The sequence below is a fragment of the Streptomyces sp. H39-S7 genome, assembly GCF_027158205.1.
Classification (GTDB): domain Bacteria; phylum Actinomycetota; class Actinomycetes; order Streptomycetales; family Streptomycetaceae; genus Actinacidiphila.
Window position 1 is genome coordinate 72,059 of the sequence record NZ_JAPVLU010000031.1, and the last position, 21,257, is coordinate 93,315.

Here is a 21,257-nt window from a genome sequence, read left to right on the forward strand (position 1 = left end):
AGGGTTCCCGGTCTGGCCCACCGCTGTGGTCTATCGGGAGAACAGCCGGCGCCGGGTGGCGACGAGGGCCGCCGCGCCCGCGGTGAGGAGTGCGCCTGCCGCCAGGAGCGGGGCGGTGGCGTCGGAGCCGGTGGAGGCCAGGGTGTCGCCGCCGGCCGGGGCGTCGTCGGTGCCGGTCGTGCCGGTTCCGCCCGTGGTGCCTCCGGTCGTGCCGCCCTTGGCGGGCGCGGTGGTGCCGGCGGACGGGGTCGGGGTGGGGCCGGCGCTGCCCGTGGAGGCCGCGGTGACGGTGAACGAGGCTCCCTTGACGCTGGTCGCCGGGTTGGGGGCGAGGAAGCGCAGCCAGTGGGAGCCGCTGGTCGCGGTGTCCTTCGGGATGGTGACGCTGCCCGCGTACGTGCCGTCGGCCTTGATGGTGAACTGGCTGAGGATTCCGTCGTCGTCGAGCTTGACGGTCAGCTTCTGCCCGGCCGGGTAGCCGGCGACCGAGAACCCGAGGGAGCCGCCCGCCGTCACCGTCGTGGCGCCGGTCGTCGCCGAGGCCTTGCCCGCGGCGGCGGGAGCGGCGACGAGCGCGGGGGCGGACCGGGTGGTCAGCGCGAGGGTGATCGCGGGGGTGGCGGAGGCCGGTGCGTTGCGGGCCGACACGGCGAGGATCGCCGGGGCGGTGCGGGCCAGTGCGAGGGTCGGGGCGGTGACGGTCACGGCGTCGTCGGCCGGTGCGACCTGGGGCGCGGGCAGTTCGGCGAGCGTGACGTCCTGCGCGGCGTCGGCTTCCTTCGCCGTCCCGGGGGCGGCGGTCGGTGTCTCCGACGGCGCGGCGGCCGGTTCGGTGACCTGGTAGTCGCCGACGATCGCGGAGGTGCCGTTCGCGGTGATCGCGACGTGGACGTCACTGATGGTGGTCCGGGCGCCGGTGCCGTCGGTGGCCGTGAGGTGGATCCGGCCGTCGAAGGCGACCTTCCCGCTCCGGGCAGCGGTGTCGAAGTCGCCTTCCGCACGAACGAGGGTGACGGTGCGTCCGTCGGCGGCGACGGCGGCGCCGCCGTCGACGGAGACGGCGCTGGCGTCGGTGGCCGGGAGCACCCAGCGAAGGGTCCCCCCGGTCACCTCCGCGCCGGCCGAGGCCTTCGGGCCGCTCTCACCCGGGCTGTCGGCCATGGCGGTGGCGCTCAGCGAGAGCGCACCCAGGGTGAGGGCGGTGCCGGACGCGACCGCGATCGTGCGGTGCAGGCGGGATGCGTGGGACATGACGTGTTCTTCCGCTCGTTGAAGCTCGGGAAAGGGATGCGGGACGGCTGCCGGAGGCGCTTCAGCCGGTCTGCGCCGCGGTCCTGCGGCGACGTGTCGCGGTGTAGGCGGTGCCGCCCGCGACGAGCAGGCCGGCCGCCAGTGACAGCGGCAGGGTCAGGTCCCCGGCGCCGGTCGAGGCGAGCGAGACGTGGGTGCCGCCGGTCGAGCCCGGGGCGGAGTTGTCGCCCCCGGCGGTGCCGGTGGTCCCGCCCGTGGTCGTCGAACCACCGGTCGAACCGGTGGAACCGGTCGAACCCGTCGAACCGGTGCCACCCGTGGTGCTGCCGCCGGTCGTCGTTCCGCCGTCCGTGGTTCCCGTTGCGGTGACCGTGAACTCCGCGCTCTTGACGGAGTATCCGGGCTTGGCGAGGAACCGCAGCCAGTGCCGGCCCGCGGCCGTGGCGGCCGGGACGGTCACCTGGCCCTCGTACGTACCGTCGGCGCCGACCGTGAACGCGCTGAGGATGGCGCCGTCGTCCAGCTTGACGGTGAGCGTGCCGCCCGCCGGGTATCCGGTGGCGCGGAAGCCGAGGGTGCCGCCCGCCGCGAGGGCGTCCGTGGCAAGGGTGGCGGCTGCGGGCACTTCCGCCGAGGGGGCCTTGACGGTCAGCGGGGTCCTGACCGCGACGCCGGTGGCCAGGAAGAAGAGCGTGTAGCTGCCCGCGGCCGTGGTGGCCGGGACGGTCACCGTGTCGCTGAGCGCGCCGTCGGCGCCGATCGTGTACTGCCGCAGCTGCACGGCGTCGTCCTTCGACGTGCCGAGCTTGACGGTGAGGGTGCCGCCCGCCGGGAAGGCGGCAACGGCGAACCGGGCGTCCGTGCCCGCCACAACCTCGGAGGCGCCGAGGGTGACGCTCGGCTCGGTGACCACGGGCGCCGCGGTGATGGTGACGGCGACCGCCGGGTTGGTGCCCTTGGCGAGGAAGAACAGCTGGTAGGCGCCCGCCGCGGTTCCGGCGGGAACGGTGACGGAGCCGGCGTAGGTGCCGTCCGCGCCGATGGTCACGGCGGAGCCGAGGGTCGTCTTGACGGTGCCGGCCACCAGCTTGACCGTGAGCGCCTCGCCCGCGGGGTATCCCGTCACCGCGAAGGGCACTTCGGCGCCCTCCTGGTAGGAGTCGGCTCCCACCAGCGCCTGCGCCACCGGGGCGGCGGGGGCGCCCTCGACGACGGTGAAGCCGGGCGAGACCGAGGTGGACGGTGCCAGGAAGTTGAGGACGTGGGCGCCCGCGGCGGTGCCCGCGGGAACGGTGAGGGTGCCGGCGGCGCTGCCCGCCGCTCCGACGGTGAAGGTGCCGACGACCGCACCCTTGTCGAGCTTGACGGTCAGCTTCGCGCCCGCCGGATAGCCGGTGACCGCGAACGTCAGCTGTCCGCCGCCCACGGCCTGTTCGGCGCCGAGCCGGACCTTCGGCGCCACCGCCGCGGGAGCGTCGGCCGCGGCCGGAGCGGCGGCGTCCGACGCGTTGGCCGGACGGGTGTCGGCCGCGGCGCCGGAGGCGGCGCCGATCGCGGTGATGCCCAGGACGAGCGTGGTGCTCGCCGCGACGGCGGCGGCGCGGCGCAGGCCGGCGCGGGAACGGTGAACGTGCATGCGGAAGCGACTCCTCGCGAAAGTGAACGCCGGGGAGACCCGGTGCAGTTAGGTTAGCCTAACCATATCTTCCGTGGGCACCAGGGCCGCCTTCCGCGGCACGACGGGAACCACCACCGGCGATCCGTCGCTCGGCGCACTGAGGATGTCCGCCTCGATCCCGTACAACTCCCGTACCAGCGCGGCGTTCACGACCTCACGCGGGTCGCCTGCCGCGACGACGGACCCGTCCCGCATCGCGACGATCGTGTCCGCGTACCGTGCGGCGGCCGCCAGGTCGTGCAGGACCATGACCACGGTCCGCCCGGCGCGGGCGACGTCGCGCGCCAGGCCGAGCACCTCGACCGCGTGCCCGAGGTCCAGGGCGCTCGTCGGCTCGTCCAGCAGGACCACGGGCGTCTGCTGGGCCAGCACCATCGCCAGCCAGCAGCGCTGCCGCTGACCGCCCGACAGCTGGTCGAGCCGCCGGCGCGCGAGGTCCGCGACCCCGGTCACCTCCAGCGCCTCGCGCACCGCCGCCTCGTCCTCGCGCGACCACTGCCGGAAGAGCCCCTGGTGCGGATGGCGCCCGTACCGGACGAGGCCGGCGACCGTCACGGCCTCCGGTGCCTGCGGGGACTGCGGCAGCAGCGCGATGCGGTGCGCGGCCCGGCGGGGTTTCAGCTCCCAGATGTCCTCGTCCCCGAGGAGCACCCGGCCCTCGTCCGGGCGGTGCAACCGGGCGATGGTCCGCAACAGGGTGGACTTCCCGCAGCCGTTCGGCCCGACGACCGCGACGACCTGCCCGGCGGGGACGGTCAGGTCCACGCCGTCCACGGCGGTGTGCCCGGGGTAACCGGCGCGGACGCCCTCAACTCGCAATTCCACCTGCACTCAGACCTCTCGTTTGCGCCGGAACAGTGCCGGGCGGCGCTGCGAATACCGTGGGCGCTCCGCGCCGTCGCTGAACAGCACCCAGAGCAGGAAGGGGCCGCCGAGGACGCTGGTGACGACGCCCACCGGGATCTCCACCGGTGCGACGATCCGGCCCAGCGCGTCGGCCGCGCCGATCAGGATCGCGCCGGTCAGTGCGGAGCCGATGACCGGCACCCGGGTCGGGCCGCACAGCCGGCCGGCCACCACGGGTGCGGCCAGTGCCACGAACGCGATCGGGCCGCCGATGCCGACCGCCACCCCGGCCAGGGCCACGGCCAGCGCCAGGGTGAGTCCGCGCATCAGCGGGATGTTCAGGCCGAGCGAGGCCGCCATGTCGTCGTCGAAGCGCATCACGTCCAGCCGCCGGCCGGCGATCAGCGCGAGCGGGATCAGGACCGTCAGGCAGGCCAGCAGCGGGGCGCCGACCGAGAAGTCGCGGCCGTTCAGGCTGCCGACGCTCCACAGGAAGACACCGCCCGCGGTGTTCTGGTTCTGCCGGGACATCACCAGGTCGGTGACGGCCCCGATCACGGTGGAGACGCCGATGCCGACGACCAGGACCCGGTAGCCGCGGGTGCCGGTGCCTCCCGCGGCGAGCACGACGAGGACGGCGGCTGCGGCGGCGCCCAGCGGGCCCAGCCACCATTCGCCGACCATCGCCGTGCTGCTGCCGACGACCGAGGCGACCACGGCGGCGGAGGCGCCTTCGTTGACGCCGATCACGTCGGGGGTCGCGAGCCGGTTGCCGGCGAGGGTCTGCGTCAGGCAGCCGGAGACGCCGAGTGCCGCGCCGACCATCAGGCCGACCAGGATGCGCGGCAGCCGGAACTCCCGGACCAGCAGGACCTGGCCGCGGGTGCCGGTGCCCAGCAGCCCGGCGAGGGTGTCGCCGGGGCTCATCCCCGTCGAACTGGCGAAGGACGCGAGGACCACGACGACCGCGGCGACGGCGGTCAGCCCGAGGACGACCAGCGCCGTCCGGCGCGGGAAGAGCCACGACAGGGTGCCGGTGCGCAGCACGAGGCTGTCCGCGGGCGTGCAGTCGCGCGCGGAAGCGGGGGCCGGGTCGCGCGTCAGGTCGGTGGTCATGCCGGGGTTCCCGTCATCCGTCCCGTGCGGGCGATCCAGATCAGCAACGGTCCGCCGAGCAGCGCCAGCAGCACGCTGACGGGGGTCTCCCAGGGCCGGATCACGACGCGGGCCAGGATGTCCGCCGCGACCATGACGGCCATGGCGACCAGTCCGGACAGGAGCAGTTGCGCCCCCATCCGCGGGCCGGTCACCGCGCGGGCGGCGTACGGCGCGAGCAGTCCGAGGAACGCGATCGGCCCGGCGAGCGCGACCGCTGTTCCGGCCAGCAGAGCCACGGATCCGGCGACCACCAGCCGGATGCGGCCGGGCCGGTGGCCCAGCGCGCGGGCGGCGTCGTCGCCCAGCGCGAGCGCGGACAGCGGGCGGGCGGAGGCGAGGGCGAGGGCGAGCCCGGCGACGACCAGGGGCGCGATCGCCAGGTCGGTCGAGGTGGTGACGCCGGTGAGGGAGCCGATCGTCCAGTAGCGGTACTCGTCGAACGTCGTCTGGGTGCCGAGCAGTACGTAGGCCGTCATCCCGTGGAAGGTCGCGCCCAGCGCGGATCCGGCCAGCACCAGGCGCAGCGGCGAGACGGCCGCCCGGCCGGAGGCGACCAGGAGCAGCACCACCGAGCTGGCGGCCACTCCGCCGCCCAGCGCCCAGAGGAGGACGCCGTACGAGGACGTCACTTTGAAGTACGTGAGCCCGACGACGACCCCCAGTGCGGCGCCGGAGTTGACTCCGAGCAGTCCGGTCTCGGCGAGCGGGTTGCGGGTGACGGCCTGGAGCAGGGCGCCGGCCACGCCGAGCGCGGCGCCCACCAGGAGAGCGGCGAGCGTGCGCGGCACCCGTACGTCCATGACGGCGGCGCGCAGCCGCGCGTCCGCGCGCGCCGACGGGTCGCCGAGCAGGAAGTCCATCGCGCGACCCATGGGGATGGTGCCGGAGCCGGTGAGGAGGGAGAGCAGAACGAGGCCGAGCAGCGCCGCCACGAGGATCGCGGCCGCCGTCCGGATCGCCCGCACTTCGCCTTGCTGAACTGCCATAAGGTTAGCCTAGCCTAAGCTCTTACCGGGTCCGGAAGTGGCCCGGCACTGACCGTCGTTCCCCTCTCCATCGGAGTTCCGCATGACCACCACCCGCACCTCGCGCGCCCGGCTGACCGCGGCAGCCGTCATCGCCGCCGTCTCCGCCCTCGCCCTCACCGCGTGCGGATCGGGCTCCTCCGGGACGGACGCCGGCGCCGCGGACGGCACGGCGAAGGAGCGGACGGTCACCGACGCCACCGGCGCGAAGGTGACGGTGCCCGGCGCCCCGAAGAAGGTCGTCGTGCTCAGCGAGATGGACCTCGACAGCGCCCTGACCCTGGGCGTCACACCGGTCGGCCTCACCGCGGGCCGGGGCCAGGACGGTGCTCCCGCGTACCTCGCCGCGAAGGCCAAGGGCATACCGCTGGTGGGCGCGGTCACCGGGCCGGACATCGAGAAGGTCGTCGCGGCGGAACCCGATGTGATCCTCGCCGGGCAGATCTCCGACAGCCAGGTCCTCAAGCAGCTCAAGGCCATCGCGCCGACCGTGATCACCATCGACGGGACCAAGTCGTGGAAGAAGGCGCTCACCGTGACCGGTGCCGTCCTCAACAAGTCCGCCGCCGCCAAGGCGTTCCTCGGCTCCTACGACCAGCGGGTGACCGCGGTGCGGACGGCGATCGGCAACCGGGCCGGCTCGACCGTCAGCGTCGCCCGGTACTCCCCCAAGGGCACCGCCGTCATGCAGCAGGGCGTCTTCATCAGCGACGTCCTGAAGGACCTCGCCTTCCAGCGCCCCGGCCTGCAGAACCAGCAGGGCGAAGGCCACTCCACCCCGCTCAGCGCCGAGGACATCGGGCAGATCGACGCCGACTGGCTCTTCATCGGCACCCTCACCTCCACCGGCCAGTCGGCCGGCGGGACGGGCCTGATCGCCAAGCTCTCGGCCGACGCCGCCTTCAAGAGCCTGGGCGCGATCACCGCCAAGCACGCCACCGAGATCGACGGTACCCAGTGGACGAGCCTCGGCGGGGCGACCGCCGCGATGAACGTCCTCGACGACGTCGAGCGGGCCATGAAGCCCTGACGCGACGGGACCTCTTCATCCGCTTCATCCGCGACCGCCGACCCCGCACCGCCGACACCGCCGCCAGAACCGAACTGAGGAAGACTCCCATGGCCCTGCCAGCCATCGCGCCCTACCCGATGCCGACCCCCGACAGCCTCCCGGCCAACCGGGTCGACTGGGCCGTCGACCCCGACCGCGCGCTGCTGCTCGTCCACGACCTGCAGAACTATTTCCTCGACGCCTTCACCCCCGGCGCGTCGCCCGTCACCGAACTGCTCGACAACATCGCGCTGCTCCGCAAGGAGTGCGAGCGGCTCGGCGTCCCGGTCGTGTACTCCGCGCAGCCCGGTGGCCAGAGTGCCGCGGAGCGCGGTCTGCAGCAGGACTTCTGGGGTCCGGGACTGCCGGCCGACGCCCGCGCCGCGGCGGTCGCGGACGCGGTGGCCCCCGCCGGGCACGACACCGTGCTGACCAAGTGGAAGTACAGCGCCTTCGTCCGCACCGAGCTGGCCGAGATGATGCGCGCGCAGGGCCGCGACCAGCTGATCGTCGTCGGGGTGTACGCCCACATCGGTGTCCTGATGAGCGCCTGCGACGCCTGGATGCGCGACATCCAGGCCTTCGTCGTCGCCGACGCGGTCGCCGACTTCAGTGAGGCCGACCACCACATGGCCCTGAAGTGGGCGGCGGGCCGGTGCGCCGTGGTCACCACCACCGACGCCGTCTTCCCCACCACCGAACCCGGCTTCCAGACCACGGAAGGGAAGTGACCGGCATGGCACTCACCCGCGAGCGCATCCGCCAGGACGTCGCCGAGGTCCTGGACGAGGACCCCCAGGACATCCCGTTCGACGAGAACCTCGTCGACTACGGTCTGGACTCGGTCCGCATCATGACCCTCGTCGAGCGGTGGCGCCGTGAGGGCGTGGAGGTCACCTTCGTCGAACTGGCGGAGCAGCCGGCCATCGAGGCGTGGATGGCGCTGCCGGGGGTCGGCGCATGACGGCCGTGCTCGACCCCGGAACGCCCACGGTGGCCGACACGGTGTCCGGTGCCGGGGGCTTGCCGCTGACCGCCGCACAGCGCGGCATGTGGTTCGCGCAGTCCCTCGACCCGGCCGGCCCGGCGCTGAACACCGCCGAGTACGTGGAGATCCACGGGGACATCGACCCGGCGCTGTTCGCGGAGGCGCTGCACCGTACGGTCGGCGAGTGCGACGCCCTGCGCGTCCGGTTGGTCGAGACGCCCGACGGGCCCCGCCAACTGCCGCTGGCCGTGCGGGCGCTGGACGAAGGCTTCCCGCTGCACACCGCCGACCTGCGCGCGGAGCCCGACCCGGGCCTCGCCGCCGCCGCGTGGATGCGCGCCGACCTCGCCGTCCCGTTCGACCTGGCGGCCGGACCGCCGTTCGCGCAGGCGCTGTTCCGGGTCGGCGACGACCGCTGGCTCTGGTACCAGCGCATCCACCACGCGGTGATGGACGGCTTCGGGTACTCGCTGCTCGCCCGCCGGGTCGCCGAGGTGTACTCGGCGCTCGCGCAGGGCACCGGGATCGGCCCGAGCCCCTTCGGCCGGCTCACCGAACTCGTCGCCGACGACGCCGCCTACCGGGCCGGCGAGGCCTTCGCGGCCGATCGCGCCCACTGGCACGAGGTTTTCCGCGACCGGCCCGCCGTGCCCGGTCTCGCGGACCGCACCGCACTGCCCTCGCGGACCTTCCTGCGCCGTACCGCCCACCTCGGACCGGAACTGACGACCCGGATCCGTGACCTCGCCGGCTCGGTCCGGGCCACGTGGCCCGATGTGCTGATCGCCGCCCAGGCGCTGTACCTGTCGCGGGCCACCGGCGCGCCCGAAGTCGTGCTGGGCGTGCCGATGATGGGGCGGATGGGCTCCGCGGCCCTGCGCGTGCCGGGCATGGTCATGAACGTGCTGCCGCTGCGCGTGCGCGTGCGGCCCGAGGAGAGCTTCCGGCAACTGGTCCGCCAGGTCGTCCTCGGCATCCGGACGATCCGCAGGCACCAGCGCTACCGCTACGAGGACATCCGCCGTGACCTCGGACTGCTGGGCGAGGGCCGGGCCCTGGTCGGCCCCCTGGTCAACGTCATGCCGTTCGACTACGCGCTGACGTTCGGCGGGGCGCCCTCCACCCCGCACAACCTGTCCGCGGGCCCGGTCGAGGACCTGACCGTCAACATCTACGACCGGGCCGACGGCTCCGGTCTGCGGATCGACTACGACGGCAATCCCGCGCTGTACACCGAGGCCGGACTCGCCGCCCACCAAGGGCGTTTCCTGCACCTGCTGGAGGAGCTCGCGGCAGCCGACCCGCAGCGCCCGCAGGCCCTGACCGGGATCACCACCGCGCCCGAACGCGCCCTGACCGTGGGTGAGTTCAACGCCACCACCACCGCAGTGCCCCCCACCACGCTCATCGGCCCGATCGAGGCCCAGGCGGTGCGTACCCCGGACGCCACCGCGCTCGTCTTCGAAGGCCGCGAACTCACCTACCGCGAGCTCAACGCCCGCGCCAACCGCCTCGCCCGCCACCTCGCGGGCCTGGGCGTCGGCCCGGGGGTGCTCGCCGCGGTCGCCGTACCGCGCTCGATCGACCTGATCGTCGCCCTGCTCGCGGTCCTCAAGGCGGGCGGCGCCTACCTGCCGCTCGATCCGGACTACCCCGCCGACCGGCTCGCGTACATGCTCGACGACGCCCGGCCTGCCTGCGTCGTGACCGACAGCGTGACCCGCGACGCCCTGCCCGCCGAACTGACGCTGCCCGTCGTCCTGGTGGACCGGACGGACCTCAGCGGCTACTACGCGACCGACCCCGGCCGGGCCCTGACACCGCAGCACCCCGCCTACGTGATCTACACCTCCGGTTCGACCGGCCGCCCCAAGGGCGTCGTCGTACCCCACGGCGCGATCGACAACCGGCTGCGCTGGATGCAGGGCGCCTACCCGCTGGAGCCCGGGGACCGGATCCTGCAGAAGACCCCGTCCGGGTTCGACGTCTCGGTCTGGGAGTTCTTCTGGGCGCTGCGCCACGGCGCGGCCCTGGTCGTGGCCCGGCCCGAGGGCCACAAGGACCCGGCGTACCTCGCGCGGGTCATCCGCGAGGAGCACGTCACCACCGCGCACTTCGTCCCCTCCATGCTGCAGGTCTTCCTCACGGACCCGGCCGCCGGCGCGTGCACCGGGCTGCGCCGGGTGTTCTGCAGCGGCGAGGCGCTGCCGGCGGGGACCGCCGAGCAGTTCCACGCCGTGCTGCCGGGCGTGGAACTGCACAACCTCTACGGTCCGACCGAGGCCGCGGTCGACGTGACGTACCACCCGTGCCGGCCGGGGCACGAGGGCCCGGTCCCGATCGGCAAGCCGGTCTGGAACACCCGGCTGTACGTACTCGACGCGGCGCTGCAGCCCTGCCCGCCGGGCGTCACGGGCGAGCTGTTCCTGGCGGGCACCCAGCTCGCGCGCGGCTATCTCGGACGTGCCGCGCTCACCGCGTCCCGGTTCGTGGCGGACCCGTTCGGCCCGGACGGCGCCCGGATGTACCGCACCGGTGACCTCGCCCGCTGGCTGCCGGACGGCAGCGTCGCCTACCTGGGACGCACCGACCACCAGGTGAAGCTGCGGGGGCAGCGGATCGAACCGGGCGAGATCGAGGCCGCGCTGACGGCCGTCCCCGGTGTCGCCTCGGCCTGCGTCCTGGTTCGCGAGGACCGGCCCGGCGACCAGCGCCTCGTCGGCTACGTCACCCCGGCGGACGCGCGGCCCGACCTCGGCGCCCTGCGGGCGGCGCTGCCCGAGCACATGGTGCCCGGCGCGATCATCGCGCTCGACGCGTTCCCGCTCAGCCCGAACGGCAAGCTGGACCGGTCCGCGCTGCCCGCGCCCGGCGCCGCCGTCGGTGCGGCCGGCCGGGCGCCCCGCACGCCCCGGGAGGAGACCCTCACCCGGCTCTTCGCCGAGGTGCTGGGTGTGGACCGGGTCGGGGCCGAGAGCGGCTTCTTCGACCTCGGCGGCAACTCGCTGCTGGCGGCCCGGCTCGTCGCGCGGATCCGCGCGACCCTGGGCGTCGACCTCCCCATCGGCGCGCTCTTCCAGGCCTCCTCCCCCGCCGCGCTCGCCGAACGGCTGCGCGATCCCGGAACCGGGGGCGGCGGTGGCGACGAGGCGCTGGGAGTGCTGCTCCCGCTGCGGGCCACCGGCGCCCGCACCCCGCTGTTCGTCTTCCATCCCGCGGGCGGCATCAGCTGGTGCTACTCCGGCCTGCTGGCCGCGCTCGGCCCCGACCAGCCGGTCCACGGCCTCCAGGCCCGGGGGCTGACCGCGCCGGAGGAGTTGCCGGCCTCCATGGACGACATGGCGGCCGACTATCTGCGCCACCTCAAGTCGGTGCAGCCGCACGGCCCTTACCGGCTGCTCGGCTGGTCGGTCGGCGGCGTCGTCGCCCATACCGTCGCCGTTCATCTCCAGCGGCAGGGCGACGAGGTCGAGCTGCTGGCCCTCATGGACGCCTACCCGTCCGACCAGTGGCGCGACCAGGCCGGACCGACGGACGAGGATGCGCTCGCCGCGCTGCTGCGGATGGCGGGCATCGACCCGGGCCGGGCGCTGAACCGTGGGGCGGCGGTCGAACTGCTGCGGAACGAGGGCAGCGCGCTGGCCGGGCTGCCGGAGTTCACCCTCTCCGCGGTCACCGGGATCGTCGTCAACAACGCCCGTCTGATGCGCGAGCACCGGCACAGCCGGTTCGACGGCGACCTGGTCTTCTTCACCGCGACGGCACCCCGCGCCGAGACGTGGCTGACCAGGGAGGCGTGGCGGCCCTACCTCACCGGCGGGATCGTGAACCGGGACATCGACTGCCTGCACCAGGAGATGACCGGAGCCGGACCGATGGCGACGATCGCCACCACTCTCGCCGACCACCTCGGAGCGTGAACCGATGACCCGTCACAGCCCCTTCGACGCCGACCCGGACGCCGCGCGCGCGGGTGAGCCCACCCATCTGGTGCTGCGCAACGCGGCGGGCGAGTACTCGCTGTGGCCCGCCTTCGCCCCGGTGCCGGGCGGCTGGATCCAGGTGTACGGCCCGGACTCCCACGACCGCTGCTCGGCCTATGTGGAGGAGTACTGGACGATGGCGCTGTGAGAAGCCCCCGGCCCCCGGACGACCTCGGTCGTCCGGGGGCCGGGGCCCGAAGTTCAGGAACCGCCGGCCACGGTCCCGAGCGCCGCCACGAGTTCGTCGCGCCAGCAGAGGTAGTCGTGGCCGCCGTTGAACTCGCGGTAGTCGACGTCGTACCCCTTGGCCCGGAGGACGTCCCGCAGCCGCCGGCTGGCCGGGAGCAGGACCCACTCCTGGAGGCCCGCCGACAGGACGAAGCGCACCGGCAGGGGCGGGAGTTCCCCGATCCGGTCCGTCAGCCATTCGGCGCCCCGCTCGTCGGGGGTGCCGCTGGGCCACCAGAAGGAGCCCGACTGGGACAGCGCCACCCCGAACCGCTCCGGCTCCCGCAGCGCGGCGTAGGCGGCGGTCAGACCGCCGAGGCTCTGTCCGGCGAGGACGGTACGGGCGGGGTCGGTGGTGAGCGGCCAGCGGTCGGCCGCCCACGGCAGCAGCTCGGTGGAGAGGAAGTCGGCGAACGCTTCACTGCAGGCCAGTTCGGCCCACCGGGTGTCGCCGCCCAGGGACTCGGGCATCAGCACGACCATCGGCGGCAGCGCGTCCAGCGCCTGCGACAGGCGCAGTTCGGGCTCCCACATCTCGCCGTCGAAGACCACCGCGACCGGCAGGGGGGCCGGGTGGTGACCGGCCGGCGCGTACACCCACACCCGGCGCTCGTTGCCCAGTACGGCGCTGCGCACCTGGTGCACGGCCACGGTGCCGGGTGCACGCTCCGCGACGCGGTCCGCCGGGGCGGTGTCCTGGAGGGACGCGGCCAGGTCGACCACCGACATCGGCTCGCCGCCCCAGCGGCGCGGCTGCGCACCGGAGTTGTACGGGTCGCGGCGGCCCTGGCCGCGCAGCCACTGGCCGTAGGCCCGGCCTTCCAGCCCGGCCGGCGCCTGCCCCTCGTCCACGCAGAGCACGTAACTCGCCCGCCAGTCGGCCCGCATCCGTACCGACCAGTGCCACACCGAGGTGCCCGGCACCTGCCGCATCAGGTTGCGGTTCCAGTCGGCCGGGTCCAGCACCTTGTTGGGCAGCGCCAGGACGGCGCGGGTATCGGACGTGCCGCGCCACACGAAGGTGACGACGACGTGCCCGCCCTCCCCGTCGGGCGCCGCCTCGACCAGCGGGGCACCCTCCTCACGCACCGCGTCCCAGAACGCCTCCTCCGTCTCCGGCCGCGCCGCCAGGTCGGCGATCCGGCGGCTCTCCGCCCGTTCGACGGGGGCGGGGCGCGGGACGGGCGGCGGGCGGCGGGGGGTTCCGGTCGGTGGTGCGGGCAGCATGAGCGGTGCGTCCTCCGGTGTCGGCCATGGGATAAGGCTGACCTTACCTTCCCTGGTCGCAGCGGCGTCCGACGGAGAACCGTGCCCCCCGCTCCGCTCAACTTAGGTTAGGCTAACCTTCATTCTTGGCGGGCCCGGAACGGTGGGGCCGGCTGTTCGGTAGATATCCAAGGAGTCGACATGGGTAACAGTGGCATCCGATCCACCCGGCGCCGCGCGACGCTCGCGATCAGCGCCGCACTCGTCGTCAGCGCGCTGGTCGGTGGCGCCAACGCCGGCACGGCCATGGCGCAGTCGCCGGCGGAGCAGACGGTATCGGCCTCCCGGCACGCCGCCCCCACCTACCAGGTGACCTCGGCCGCACTCACCGGCGGCCTCTACCAGTCGGCGTACTCGCAGCGGCACGACGACCTCTGGGTCACCGCGGCCTCCGGCACCACGTCCCAGTTGCTCAAGGTCGACCCGCGCACCCTCACGGTCGAGAAGTCCATCACCCCGCCGGTCACCGACACCGCGACCGGCGCCGTCGAAGCGGTCTACGGCGTGGCCGTGGACGACCGCAACGACACCGTCTGGACGACCAACACCCGCAACAACTCGGTCGCCGTCTACAGCCAGCGCACCGGCAAGCACCTCGCCACCTTCCCGGGCGTCAGGCACTCCCGCGAGGTCGTGGTCGACGAGGCGCGCAACCGCGCGTACGCCACCGCCCTCGCCGACGGCAGCGTCGTCGTCTTCGACACCCGCACGCTCAAGGAGATCCGCCGCGTCCACGTGGAGGGTTCGAGCCCCGCCGGACTCACCGTCGACCAGCGCACCGGCACCGTCTACGCCACCGACCTCAGCAAGGAACGCCTGATCGTCGTGTCGCCGAAGGCGTCCGTGGAGCCGCGCTTCATCCCGGTCGCGGGCGGCTCGCTGCTCGATGTGGCCCTGGACCGCACCGGCCGCACCGCCTACGTCGCCGACCTGAAGAACGGCCGGGTCACCGTGGTCGACGTGCGCACCGGCACGACCGAGCGGACCCTCGAGACCGGCGCGGGCACCATCTCCGTGGCCACCGACCCGCGTTCCGGCCTGCTGTACGTCGGCCTGCAGACGTCCGGCACCACCAAGGTCGTCAACCCGCGCACCGGCGCCACCGTCGCGGAGCTGGCGACGGGCGCCAAGACCAACCACGTGACGGTCACCCCGCGCGGCGTCTTCGCGGTGGACAAGTCCAGCGCCCGCGGCAGCGGCGACCCCGACTCGATCCACCGCATCACCTTCGGCCGCTGACCCGGCCCGACGAGGGGCTCAGAGCGCCGGCGTGCGCCAGCCCTGAGTGATCTGCTCCCGGACGGAGTCCCCGTCCGGGAGCGTGCGGGCGGATCCCGGAGCGGACGTCAGCAGCTCCGCGAGGGCCGGAACCGGCCCCGGGGGATCGGCGCACCGGTTCAACGGGCCCGGAGGGACGCGCTGATCGCCCTGCCCGTCCGCTGCACGACATCCGCGAGGCGTTCCAAGTGCTGCGCGGGATGGGTCAGGACGCACAGCGCCGCCACCGGGGCGTCGTCCGCGGTGTACAGCGGTACCGCCACGCAGCACACGCCCGGCACCACCTCCTCACGGTCGAACGCCGCACCGCGGTCGCGGATCACCGCCGCTTCACGGGGCCAGGAGGCCGGGAGCCGGTCGAGCGGGAGGCTGCGGTCCGCGCCCGCCACCAGCACCTTGCCCGCCGCGGTGTACCAGGGCCAGACCGTGCCGCTGCGCGGCGGCGGCAGGGCCGTGTCCTCGCCCGGCGTCCAGTTCAGCACCAGCGTCCGTCCTTCCCGCAGCGCGCTGACGCCCACGGTCGCGCCGGTCGCGCCCACCAGGCGGCGCACGGGCTCCCGCACCGCGGCCCGCAGCCCGGGATGCGGCTGCCACTCCTGGCCGAGCCGGAACATCCGCGGGCCCATCCGGTATCCCCCGCGGCACCGCTCGACGGCGTCCAGCTGGACCAGTTGCTCCAGCAGCCGGTACGCGGTCGTCTTGGGCAGCCCGCACTCCGACGCGAGTCTCGTCAGTCCCGCCTCCCCGGCCCGGTCGACGGCACCGAGGAGTCCGAACGCCCCCTGCAGCACACCGCGCCCGCCGGCCCACCGCGAGAGATCCGCCGACGGCCCGGTCTCCGGCGTGGATACCTCCGGCCGGTCCAACCGTTCTTCCAATTGCCTCATCGATGAGACCCCCGTCTCGATGTGTCACGGCTGCGTGCGCCGCCCCCGGTGACCGAACGCCGGCTCGTACCCCGCTCCCGGCTGTGTCACTCGGGGGTACGGCTCCGGCGGCGCTCGAGTTCAGCTGCGGAGAACGTGAGTTCCGTACGCACAGCGGTGTGGTCAGGGGGTACTGCACCCGGCGGGTCGACGCGTCACCCTGCGGCCGGCCCGCCGGACATGACGAAAGCCCGGACGGGACGCCGCTGTGCGCGACGCCCCGTCCGGGCCGGTGGTGGTCGGGTCGGATCGGGTCAGGAGGCCCAGGCCGGGGCCTGGCCGGTCCAGCTGACGACGAACTGGATGTCGTCCAACTTGCCGGACTCGAACAGCGCGGCGGCGTCCTCGCCGAAACCGAGCTGCCACTCCCCCCTGGGGCTGGTCCCGTAGAGCCGCACCCAGCTCGCGGCGTTGCCCCGCCGGGTGCTGGCCGTGCCGTCCGTGGTGGTGGCGTTGCCGCCGGCCGTCGCGCGGCGCAGCGAAACCACGGTGTTGGGGACCGGCTGAGCACTGTCGAGCCGGACGGCGAGCGCGGAGGTGACCAGGCCGGAGATCCCGACCGGGAAGTCGACGTCCCGCAGATTGATCGTGACCGAGCGGGCCGTGCGGTCGACGGGGTTGTTGAGGTCGTACCACTGGTCGGGGAAGTCGGTCGCCAGGCTGAACACCCGGTCGGAGCCCTGCTCCCGGGCGCCGTTGAACCGGGTGATCAGCTGGTCGCGGTAGCCGTCGTCGTACAGCGCCGTGTAGTCGATCGTGATCATGACGTCGGCGATGGCGGAGAAGTCCAGCGGGTTGGCCGCGGGCGGCAGTTGCAGCTCCCAGGTGGTGTCCACGCCGCTGCTCTCGAAGGGCCGCAGCATGTCGGCCTGGGAGTCGAGTTGGAAGACGCCGCTGGCGTTGACCGGCGAGGTCAGGGCGACCACGCCGGGGTCGTGCCGGACCACGATGTCCTTGAAGTTGCTGCCCTGCCGGGTGGTCACCCGGGAGATGCCGTTGGAGGCCAGGGTGGCGCGCACACCCCGGTCGGGCGGAACGAGCGCGACGATGCTGGTGCGCACCTCGCTGATCAGCCGGCAGTACTGGCCGGGGAAGTCCCGCTCGAACAGGGACATGGGCGTGGCGAAGGCCAGGATTCCGGTACGCCGGAACTCCAGGAACTCCACCGGCATGAGCTGGGCGAGGGAGAACGTCTGGGACAGGTTCAACCGCCTGCGTTCCGAGCGGAAGGCGTACTCCTCCAGTCCGCTCAGGTCCCGCGCGAGCCGTTCCGCCCCGGTCAGCCCCCGGCGGTTGACCTGACCGGTGGCGTCGGGCGTCTCGACCGGCGTCTGCCAGTAGTCGGTGCCGATCAGGGTCTGCGCGGCTTCCGCCCGCTCGAAGCCCAGTTGCGCCTGCGCCAGCCGGGCGGTGGCCGTGGCCTGCTGCAGGAAGTACCGGTACACCCCGCCGAGCGTGTTGCTCATCCACAGGTACAGGTCGGCGTTGGTGAACTGGTCGTTGAGGAACTTCAGCGTCGCCGTCGCCTGGTCGCGCTGGAGGGTGGCGATGGCCTGCTCCTGGGTGGCGATCGCCACTTGGTCGCGGGCCGTCACGACCTGGGTGGCGGCGATCAGCGCGTCCTGCTCCGCGGCGGTCTTCTGCAGGCGCCACTCGTCCTTGCGCTGTTCGATGCCGGCCTTGAGCTGGTTGGCGTCCATCTGTGCCTGCAGGTTGTTCTCGTTGGCCTGGAAGATCCCCTTGGCGACCAGTCCGGCGGTGATGGTCAACGCTATGACCTGCCGGGCGCCACCGGAGAAGACCGCACCGGAGAGGTCGGCCGCGTTGTAGGCCTGTTGCAGGACACCAATGGCCGTGTCCGCGGCGTCGATCTTGTTCCTGACGGCTCGCATCTCGCCGTACTGGTTGAGCAGGTCGCTCTCGTACCGGTTCGGCGGCAGGTTGATCTGCCGCTCGTAGGTCCTGCCCATGACGCCGGCCTTGATGCCCTGGGCCTCGGCCGCCTTCACCGCGTCGCGGGCCTCGGTCAGCCGGCCCGCGGCGAGGGTGATCTGCGCGTTGGCCAGGTCGATGCCCTTCCCGGCGTCGAACGCCCGCAGGCTGCGGTCGTCGTACTTCTCCAGTGCGGCGAGGTATCCCGCTTCCATCTGCGCGGCCTGGGCGACGAGTTGCCGGGTGCGCTCCATCAGCGCCTTGAAGCGGAACGGGGTGGGCTGGCTCACCGTGATCATCCCGACGGCGCCCTGCGTCCGGGCCATCCCGGCGATGTTCCGGCCCTGCCGCAACTTCGCGAGCTGGACGTTCACCCGTGCCGACAGGGATTCCAGCTCCGGGATCGGCAGGGCCGGCTCACCGGGGTTCGTCGGCACGAGCGGCCGGAGCGCGGGGACGGCCAGCAGCCGGCGGGCGGCGAGGTAGAGGGTCCTGGCGTGGGCGACCGACTCATCGGTCTCGCGGCTGAACTCGGAGTCCGCGAAGTCGACGTGGCAGCGGATCACCGTCAGCAGCGAGGCACGGGTGTAGGGGACCGGCCGGTTCTCCACGAGCGCGAACGGGTCCAGCTTCTCCGTCCACTGGGGAGGGAACTTGAGGTCGGGGCGGGCCGACGGCTCGGTGGTCACCCGGAGGTAGATCGACTTGGCCACGCCGTCGTCGTACGGGTACACCAGCCAGTACCAGTCGAGCGCCGCACGGTAGTCGCCGGAGGTCTGCAGGCGCTGGGCCAGCAGGAGGGGCACGGCCCAGAAGGTCTCCCGGTTCTCCGCGTCGGGTTTGCCCGTCTGCAGTTTCCGCAGGGCGTCCTGGTGCGCGGCCGACCTGGGCGGATCGAGGTACGAGAAGGCCAGTCCCAGCTGGCGCAGGTACTCGGCCGCCGCGTCCACGGCCTTCTGCGCGCTGAAGGCGCCCGGCGCGCGGATGGCCTCGAAGAAGTTCTTCAGCTGCTGCCGGCCGCGCGGCACCAGCAGGGTCGGGTCGAGGTTGCGTTCGGGGAACAGGAACGCCGTCGTGGCCGCCTGCCAGCTTCCCAGCTCACCCATCCACACCCACGCGCGGGTGAACGCGTCCGGGTTGCCGAGTTTCCAGCCGAACGCGGGATGCGTCGGCAGCATCTCACCGGACCGCTTGGCGGACAGGAGCGACTGGATGCTCTCCAGTGCCTGCTTGACGCGCGTGGTGCGCAGCGTTCCGCCGGCGAGGACGTCGACGAGGAACAGGGCCGTCATCTCCTCGCCGACGACACCCGTGGTCGTGGGCGCCAGGTCGACGAGCAGGGCGTCGCGCAGGAGCGGCAGGGCGGTCTGCTCGGCCGCCCTCACGGCCTGGGCGCTCCCTTCGACGACGTCCTCGCGCTGGGTGGTCCGGCCGCGCAGCACGGACTGCCAGTCATGCCGGGCGGCGCCGTCGACACGGTACGGGTTGGCCTGCGGGCCGGTGCCGGAGAGGACGAAGTAGTCGGGGGAGAGCGCGAACGCGGTCTCCTGGCCCGTCCAGACCGGGAAGAGCTGGCGCTTGTGGGCGCCGGTGAGCACCGAGACGGCGTCCTTCCACTCGGCGGACGTGAGGTTGCCGCCGGCGGCGAGCCGGGCAAGCTTGCGCAGCAGGAGGAACCCGGGGCGGCTCAGGCCGGCCGAAGCCAGCAGGTTGCCGATGTCGGTGCCCTGGTTCTCCTGGCTCTCCCACCGGGCGAGATCGACGCCGGGCAGCGCCTTGGTGACCATGGCCGTGAGCCCCAGGACGGGGGTGGTGGCGGCGGTGCGCAGTGCGTCGAGCATCTGCTCGTAGGCGGTGAGCGTCGTGGCCCGCTGCGTCAGCAGCAGGCGGACGGGTTCACCGTTCGGGCCGTCGACGACGTCGGCGGCACCGATCACCTCCGGGTCGGCGAGCACGCCGTAGGTGCGCGGCGTGTTCGGGTGCCGGTCCTGGTCCGCCCAGGACAGTGCCAGCCCGGCCAGTTGCCAGGTGAGCAGGAGCGGGGTCGACGGGGTGCGCAGCGGGTCGGACCGGGTGGTGGACGTGAGACCGAAGAGGGTCTCCAGCGCCGTCTCGGTGAGCCCGGGCCCGTCCAGGACCAGTTGGTCCAGCTCGTCGGGTTTGGCCGCCGAGAGCCGGATGCCCAGTCGCGCGGCCAGCGCCGCCCGGACGGCGGGCGCGGCGCCCCGCACCAGCCGCAGCTCGGCGTAGGAGGTGCCCACCGCGGCGAGCAGCGACGCGTACGCCGCGGTGCGGTAGGCCGTCTCGCCGGCCTCTCCGGGGCCGGTGGGGGTCTTGGTGGCGGTGATGCGCGCCCGGAGCAGTTCGACGGGCACGCGCAGTTGGTTGATCTCGGCGTTGCCCCGGTCCGCGGCCGCCGACAGCGGCTGGCTCAGCCGGTCGAGCGGCTGACCCAGCACCTGGACCAGGGTGGCGGTGTCCAGCGGGGCTTCGGGCGGCCCCGGCACCTTGACCTGTTCCTGGCAGAAGGACAGCAGCGCGACGAGGTACTCCCGTTCGTTCAGCCGCTCCTCCAGCGTCTTCGGCAGGAAGTCGCTGATGACCCCGACCGGGAACTCCGTCGGTTGCGGCATCGTGTTGCCCGCCGCGTCGGTCGCCCACACGAAGACCGTGTGGGCGCCGAACCCGACCAGCGGCACGTCGGCGTGCCAGTTGCGGAAGTCGCTGCCCGACAGGGCCTGGGCCGGCGTTCTGGCTCCGTCCCGGCTGAGGGCCCAGGCCACGCCGGAACTCCCGCCGGCCATCCCGCTCTGGGCGTCCTCCGCGGTCCCGTTGAGGTGGGCGATGGCGTGCCCGCTCGCGTCGCCGACGACGTCGGACTGCGGCACGACGGGTACGCGGGGCTTCCCGACGTCACGACCGGTGATCATGCGGATCTTCGTGGACGTGAAGTTGTCCCGGTCGCCGACGGTCACCGCGATCGGCCGGGGTCCGATCGGCGTGGGGCCGGGGGTGAGGGTCTTCAGGTACTGGGTGCTGGAGATCGTCTCGGTCGACACGGTCCGGCCGTCCAGGGCGATGGTGACCGTGACCGGGAAGAACACGTCGGCCGGAAGGCTGAGCTGCACGTCGACCGTCCCGCCGCCCTCCCCCAGGTCGACCACCGCGCCCTCGGCCGGTGCCGTCACCGTGAACGCGGGCGGCAGGGCCGCCGCCACCGGGACGCCGACCGGGAGGGAGACGAAGGTCTGCGACCCGTTGGTGACCGCCAGCGCGGTGACGGAGTGCGTACCGGGGGTCGGGAACGTCAGCGTGAAGTTTCCGCCGCTCCGGTTCTCCCGGACCTTCTCGACCCCGTCGACGCTGACGGCCGTCTGCACGTAGGTGACGAGGGGGGACGACAGCCAGCCCCCGTGGATGAAGTCCCACCGGAAGGTCGCACCGGGGAACGCGCTCACCCCGATCGTGGTGGCGATCCCCGCCACCACCCGTGCGGTCGGCGCGATCACACTCACGCTCGGCGGGATGTCGGCCGGCGGCGGCCCGGGCTGCTCGATGATGGACACGACCGGTGCGGTGTCCACGGTTGATAGTTCGCTGTCCGTCATGGGAATCCCCGTCCGAGATCTCAGGAAGTGCGCGGTCGT

The 21,257-nt window shown here is 73.3% G+C and carries 14 protein-coding genes; 6 read left to right on the forward strand and 8 right to left on the reverse strand.

All coding sequences use genetic code 11. The annotated features are described in order from the left end of the window. Nucleotides 1-30 precede the first annotated feature (30 nt). From O3X23_RS27395 to O3X23_RS27415, 5 genes are all read right to left on the reverse strand, one after another. Complete coding sequence (locus tag O3X23_RS27395) at nt 31-1,251, reverse strand: HtaA domain-containing protein (RefSeq protein ID WP_269274241.1); 1,221 nt, start codon at nt 1,249-1,251, stop codon at nt 31-33. A gap of 61 nt (nt 1,252-1,312) precedes the next feature. After that, nucleotides 1,313-2,887: a hypothetical protein gene (locus tag O3X23_RS27400; RefSeq protein WP_269274242.1), complete on the reverse strand. Its 1,575-nt coding sequence runs from the start codon at nt 2,885-2,887 to the stop codon at nt 1,313-1,315. Between the two features lie 48 nt (nt 2,888-2,935). Then, nucleotides 2,936-3,754, reverse strand: coding sequence for an ABC transporter ATP-binding protein (locus O3X23_RS27405; RefSeq protein ID WP_269274243.1), 819 nt, complete (start codon nt 3,752-3,754; stop codon nt 2,936-2,938). Between the two features lie 6 nt (nt 3,755-3,760). Further along, entirely contained in the window at nt 3,761-4,891 is a 1,131-nt protein-coding gene (locus tag O3X23_RS27410) for a FecCD family ABC transporter permease (protein WP_269274244.1), read from the reverse strand. Then, on the reverse strand, nt 4,888-5,919 hold the full coding sequence (locus tag O3X23_RS27415; protein ID WP_269274245.1) for a FecCD family ABC transporter permease: 1,032 nt from the start codon (nt 5,917-5,919) through the stop codon (nt 4,888-4,890). Before O3X23_RS27415 ends, O3X23_RS27410 begins: the two co-directional genes overlap by 4 nt. Nucleotides 5,920-6,001: 82 nt before the next feature. On the opposite strand from O3X23_RS27415, the gene O3X23_RS27420 reads away from it, so the two are divergent. The 5 genes from O3X23_RS27420 (at nt 6,002) to O3X23_RS27440 (ending at nt 12,128) form a co-directional block, all read left to right on the forward strand. Next, nucleotides 6,002-6,988, forward strand: a complete 987-nt coding sequence (locus O3X23_RS27420; RefSeq protein ID WP_269274246.1) for an ABC transporter substrate-binding protein — start codon at nt 6,002-6,004, stop codon at nt 6,986-6,988. Between the two features lie 89 nt (nt 6,989-7,077). Beyond that, nucleotides 7,078-7,740, forward strand: a complete 663-nt coding sequence (locus O3X23_RS27425; RefSeq protein WP_269274247.1) for an isochorismatase family protein — start codon at nt 7,078-7,080, stop codon at nt 7,738-7,740. Between the two features lie 5 nt (nt 7,741-7,745). After that, the gene (locus tag O3X23_RS27430) at nt 7,746-7,973 is read left to right on the forward strand and encodes a phosphopantetheine-binding protein (RefSeq protein ID WP_269274248.1); all 228 of its coding nucleotides are present in this window, start codon (nt 7,746-7,748) and stop codon (nt 7,971-7,973) included. Further along, nucleotides 7,970-11,917 (forward strand): amino acid adenylation domain-containing protein, encoded by a 3,948-nt coding sequence (locus tag O3X23_RS27435; protein WP_269274249.1) that lies wholly within the window; start codon nt 7,970-7,972, stop codon nt 11,915-11,917. Before O3X23_RS27430 ends, O3X23_RS27435 begins: the two co-directional genes overlap by 4 nt. 4 nt (nt 11,918-11,921) lie before the next feature. Next, the gene (locus O3X23_RS27440; protein WP_269274250.1) at nt 11,922-12,128 is read left to right on the forward strand and encodes an MbtH family protein; all 207 of its coding nucleotides are present in this window, start codon (nt 11,922-11,924) and stop codon (nt 12,126-12,128) included. Nucleotides 12,129-12,181: 53 nt separating this feature from the next. On the opposite strand, the gene fes is transcribed toward O3X23_RS27440, so the two are convergent. Beyond that, on the reverse strand, nt 12,182-13,435 hold the full coding sequence (gene fes / locus O3X23_RS27445; RefSeq protein WP_269274251.1) for an enterochelin esterase: 1,254 nt from the start codon (nt 13,433-13,435) through the stop codon (nt 12,182-12,184). Between the two features lie 180 nt (nt 13,436-13,615). Here fes and O3X23_RS27450 point away from each other — a divergent pair, with 180 nt between their 5' ends. Next, on the forward strand, nt 13,616-14,713 hold the full coding sequence (locus O3X23_RS27450) for a YncE family protein (RefSeq protein ID WP_269274252.1): 1,098 nt from the start codon (nt 13,616-13,618) through the stop codon (nt 14,711-14,713). A gap of 158 nt (nt 14,714-14,871) precedes the next feature. Here the strand turns inward: O3X23_RS27450 and O3X23_RS27455 are convergent, their stop codons facing one another. Together O3X23_RS27455 and O3X23_RS27460 are read right to left on the reverse strand one after the other, a co-directional pair. Continuing rightward, nucleotides 14,872-15,639 carry an IclR family transcriptional regulator gene (locus O3X23_RS27455; RefSeq protein ID WP_269274253.1) on the reverse strand — a complete coding sequence of 256 codons (768 nt, stop codon included), beginning with the start codon at nt 15,637-15,639 and terminating at the stop codon, nt 14,872-14,874. A 293-nt stretch (nt 15,640-15,932) separates the two neighbouring features. Further along, complete coding sequence (locus O3X23_RS27460) at nt 15,933-21,218, reverse strand: neuraminidase-like domain-containing protein (RefSeq protein ID WP_269274254.1); 5,286 nt, start codon at nt 21,216-21,218, stop codon at nt 15,933-15,935. Nucleotides 21,219-21,257 lie beyond the last annotated feature (39 nt).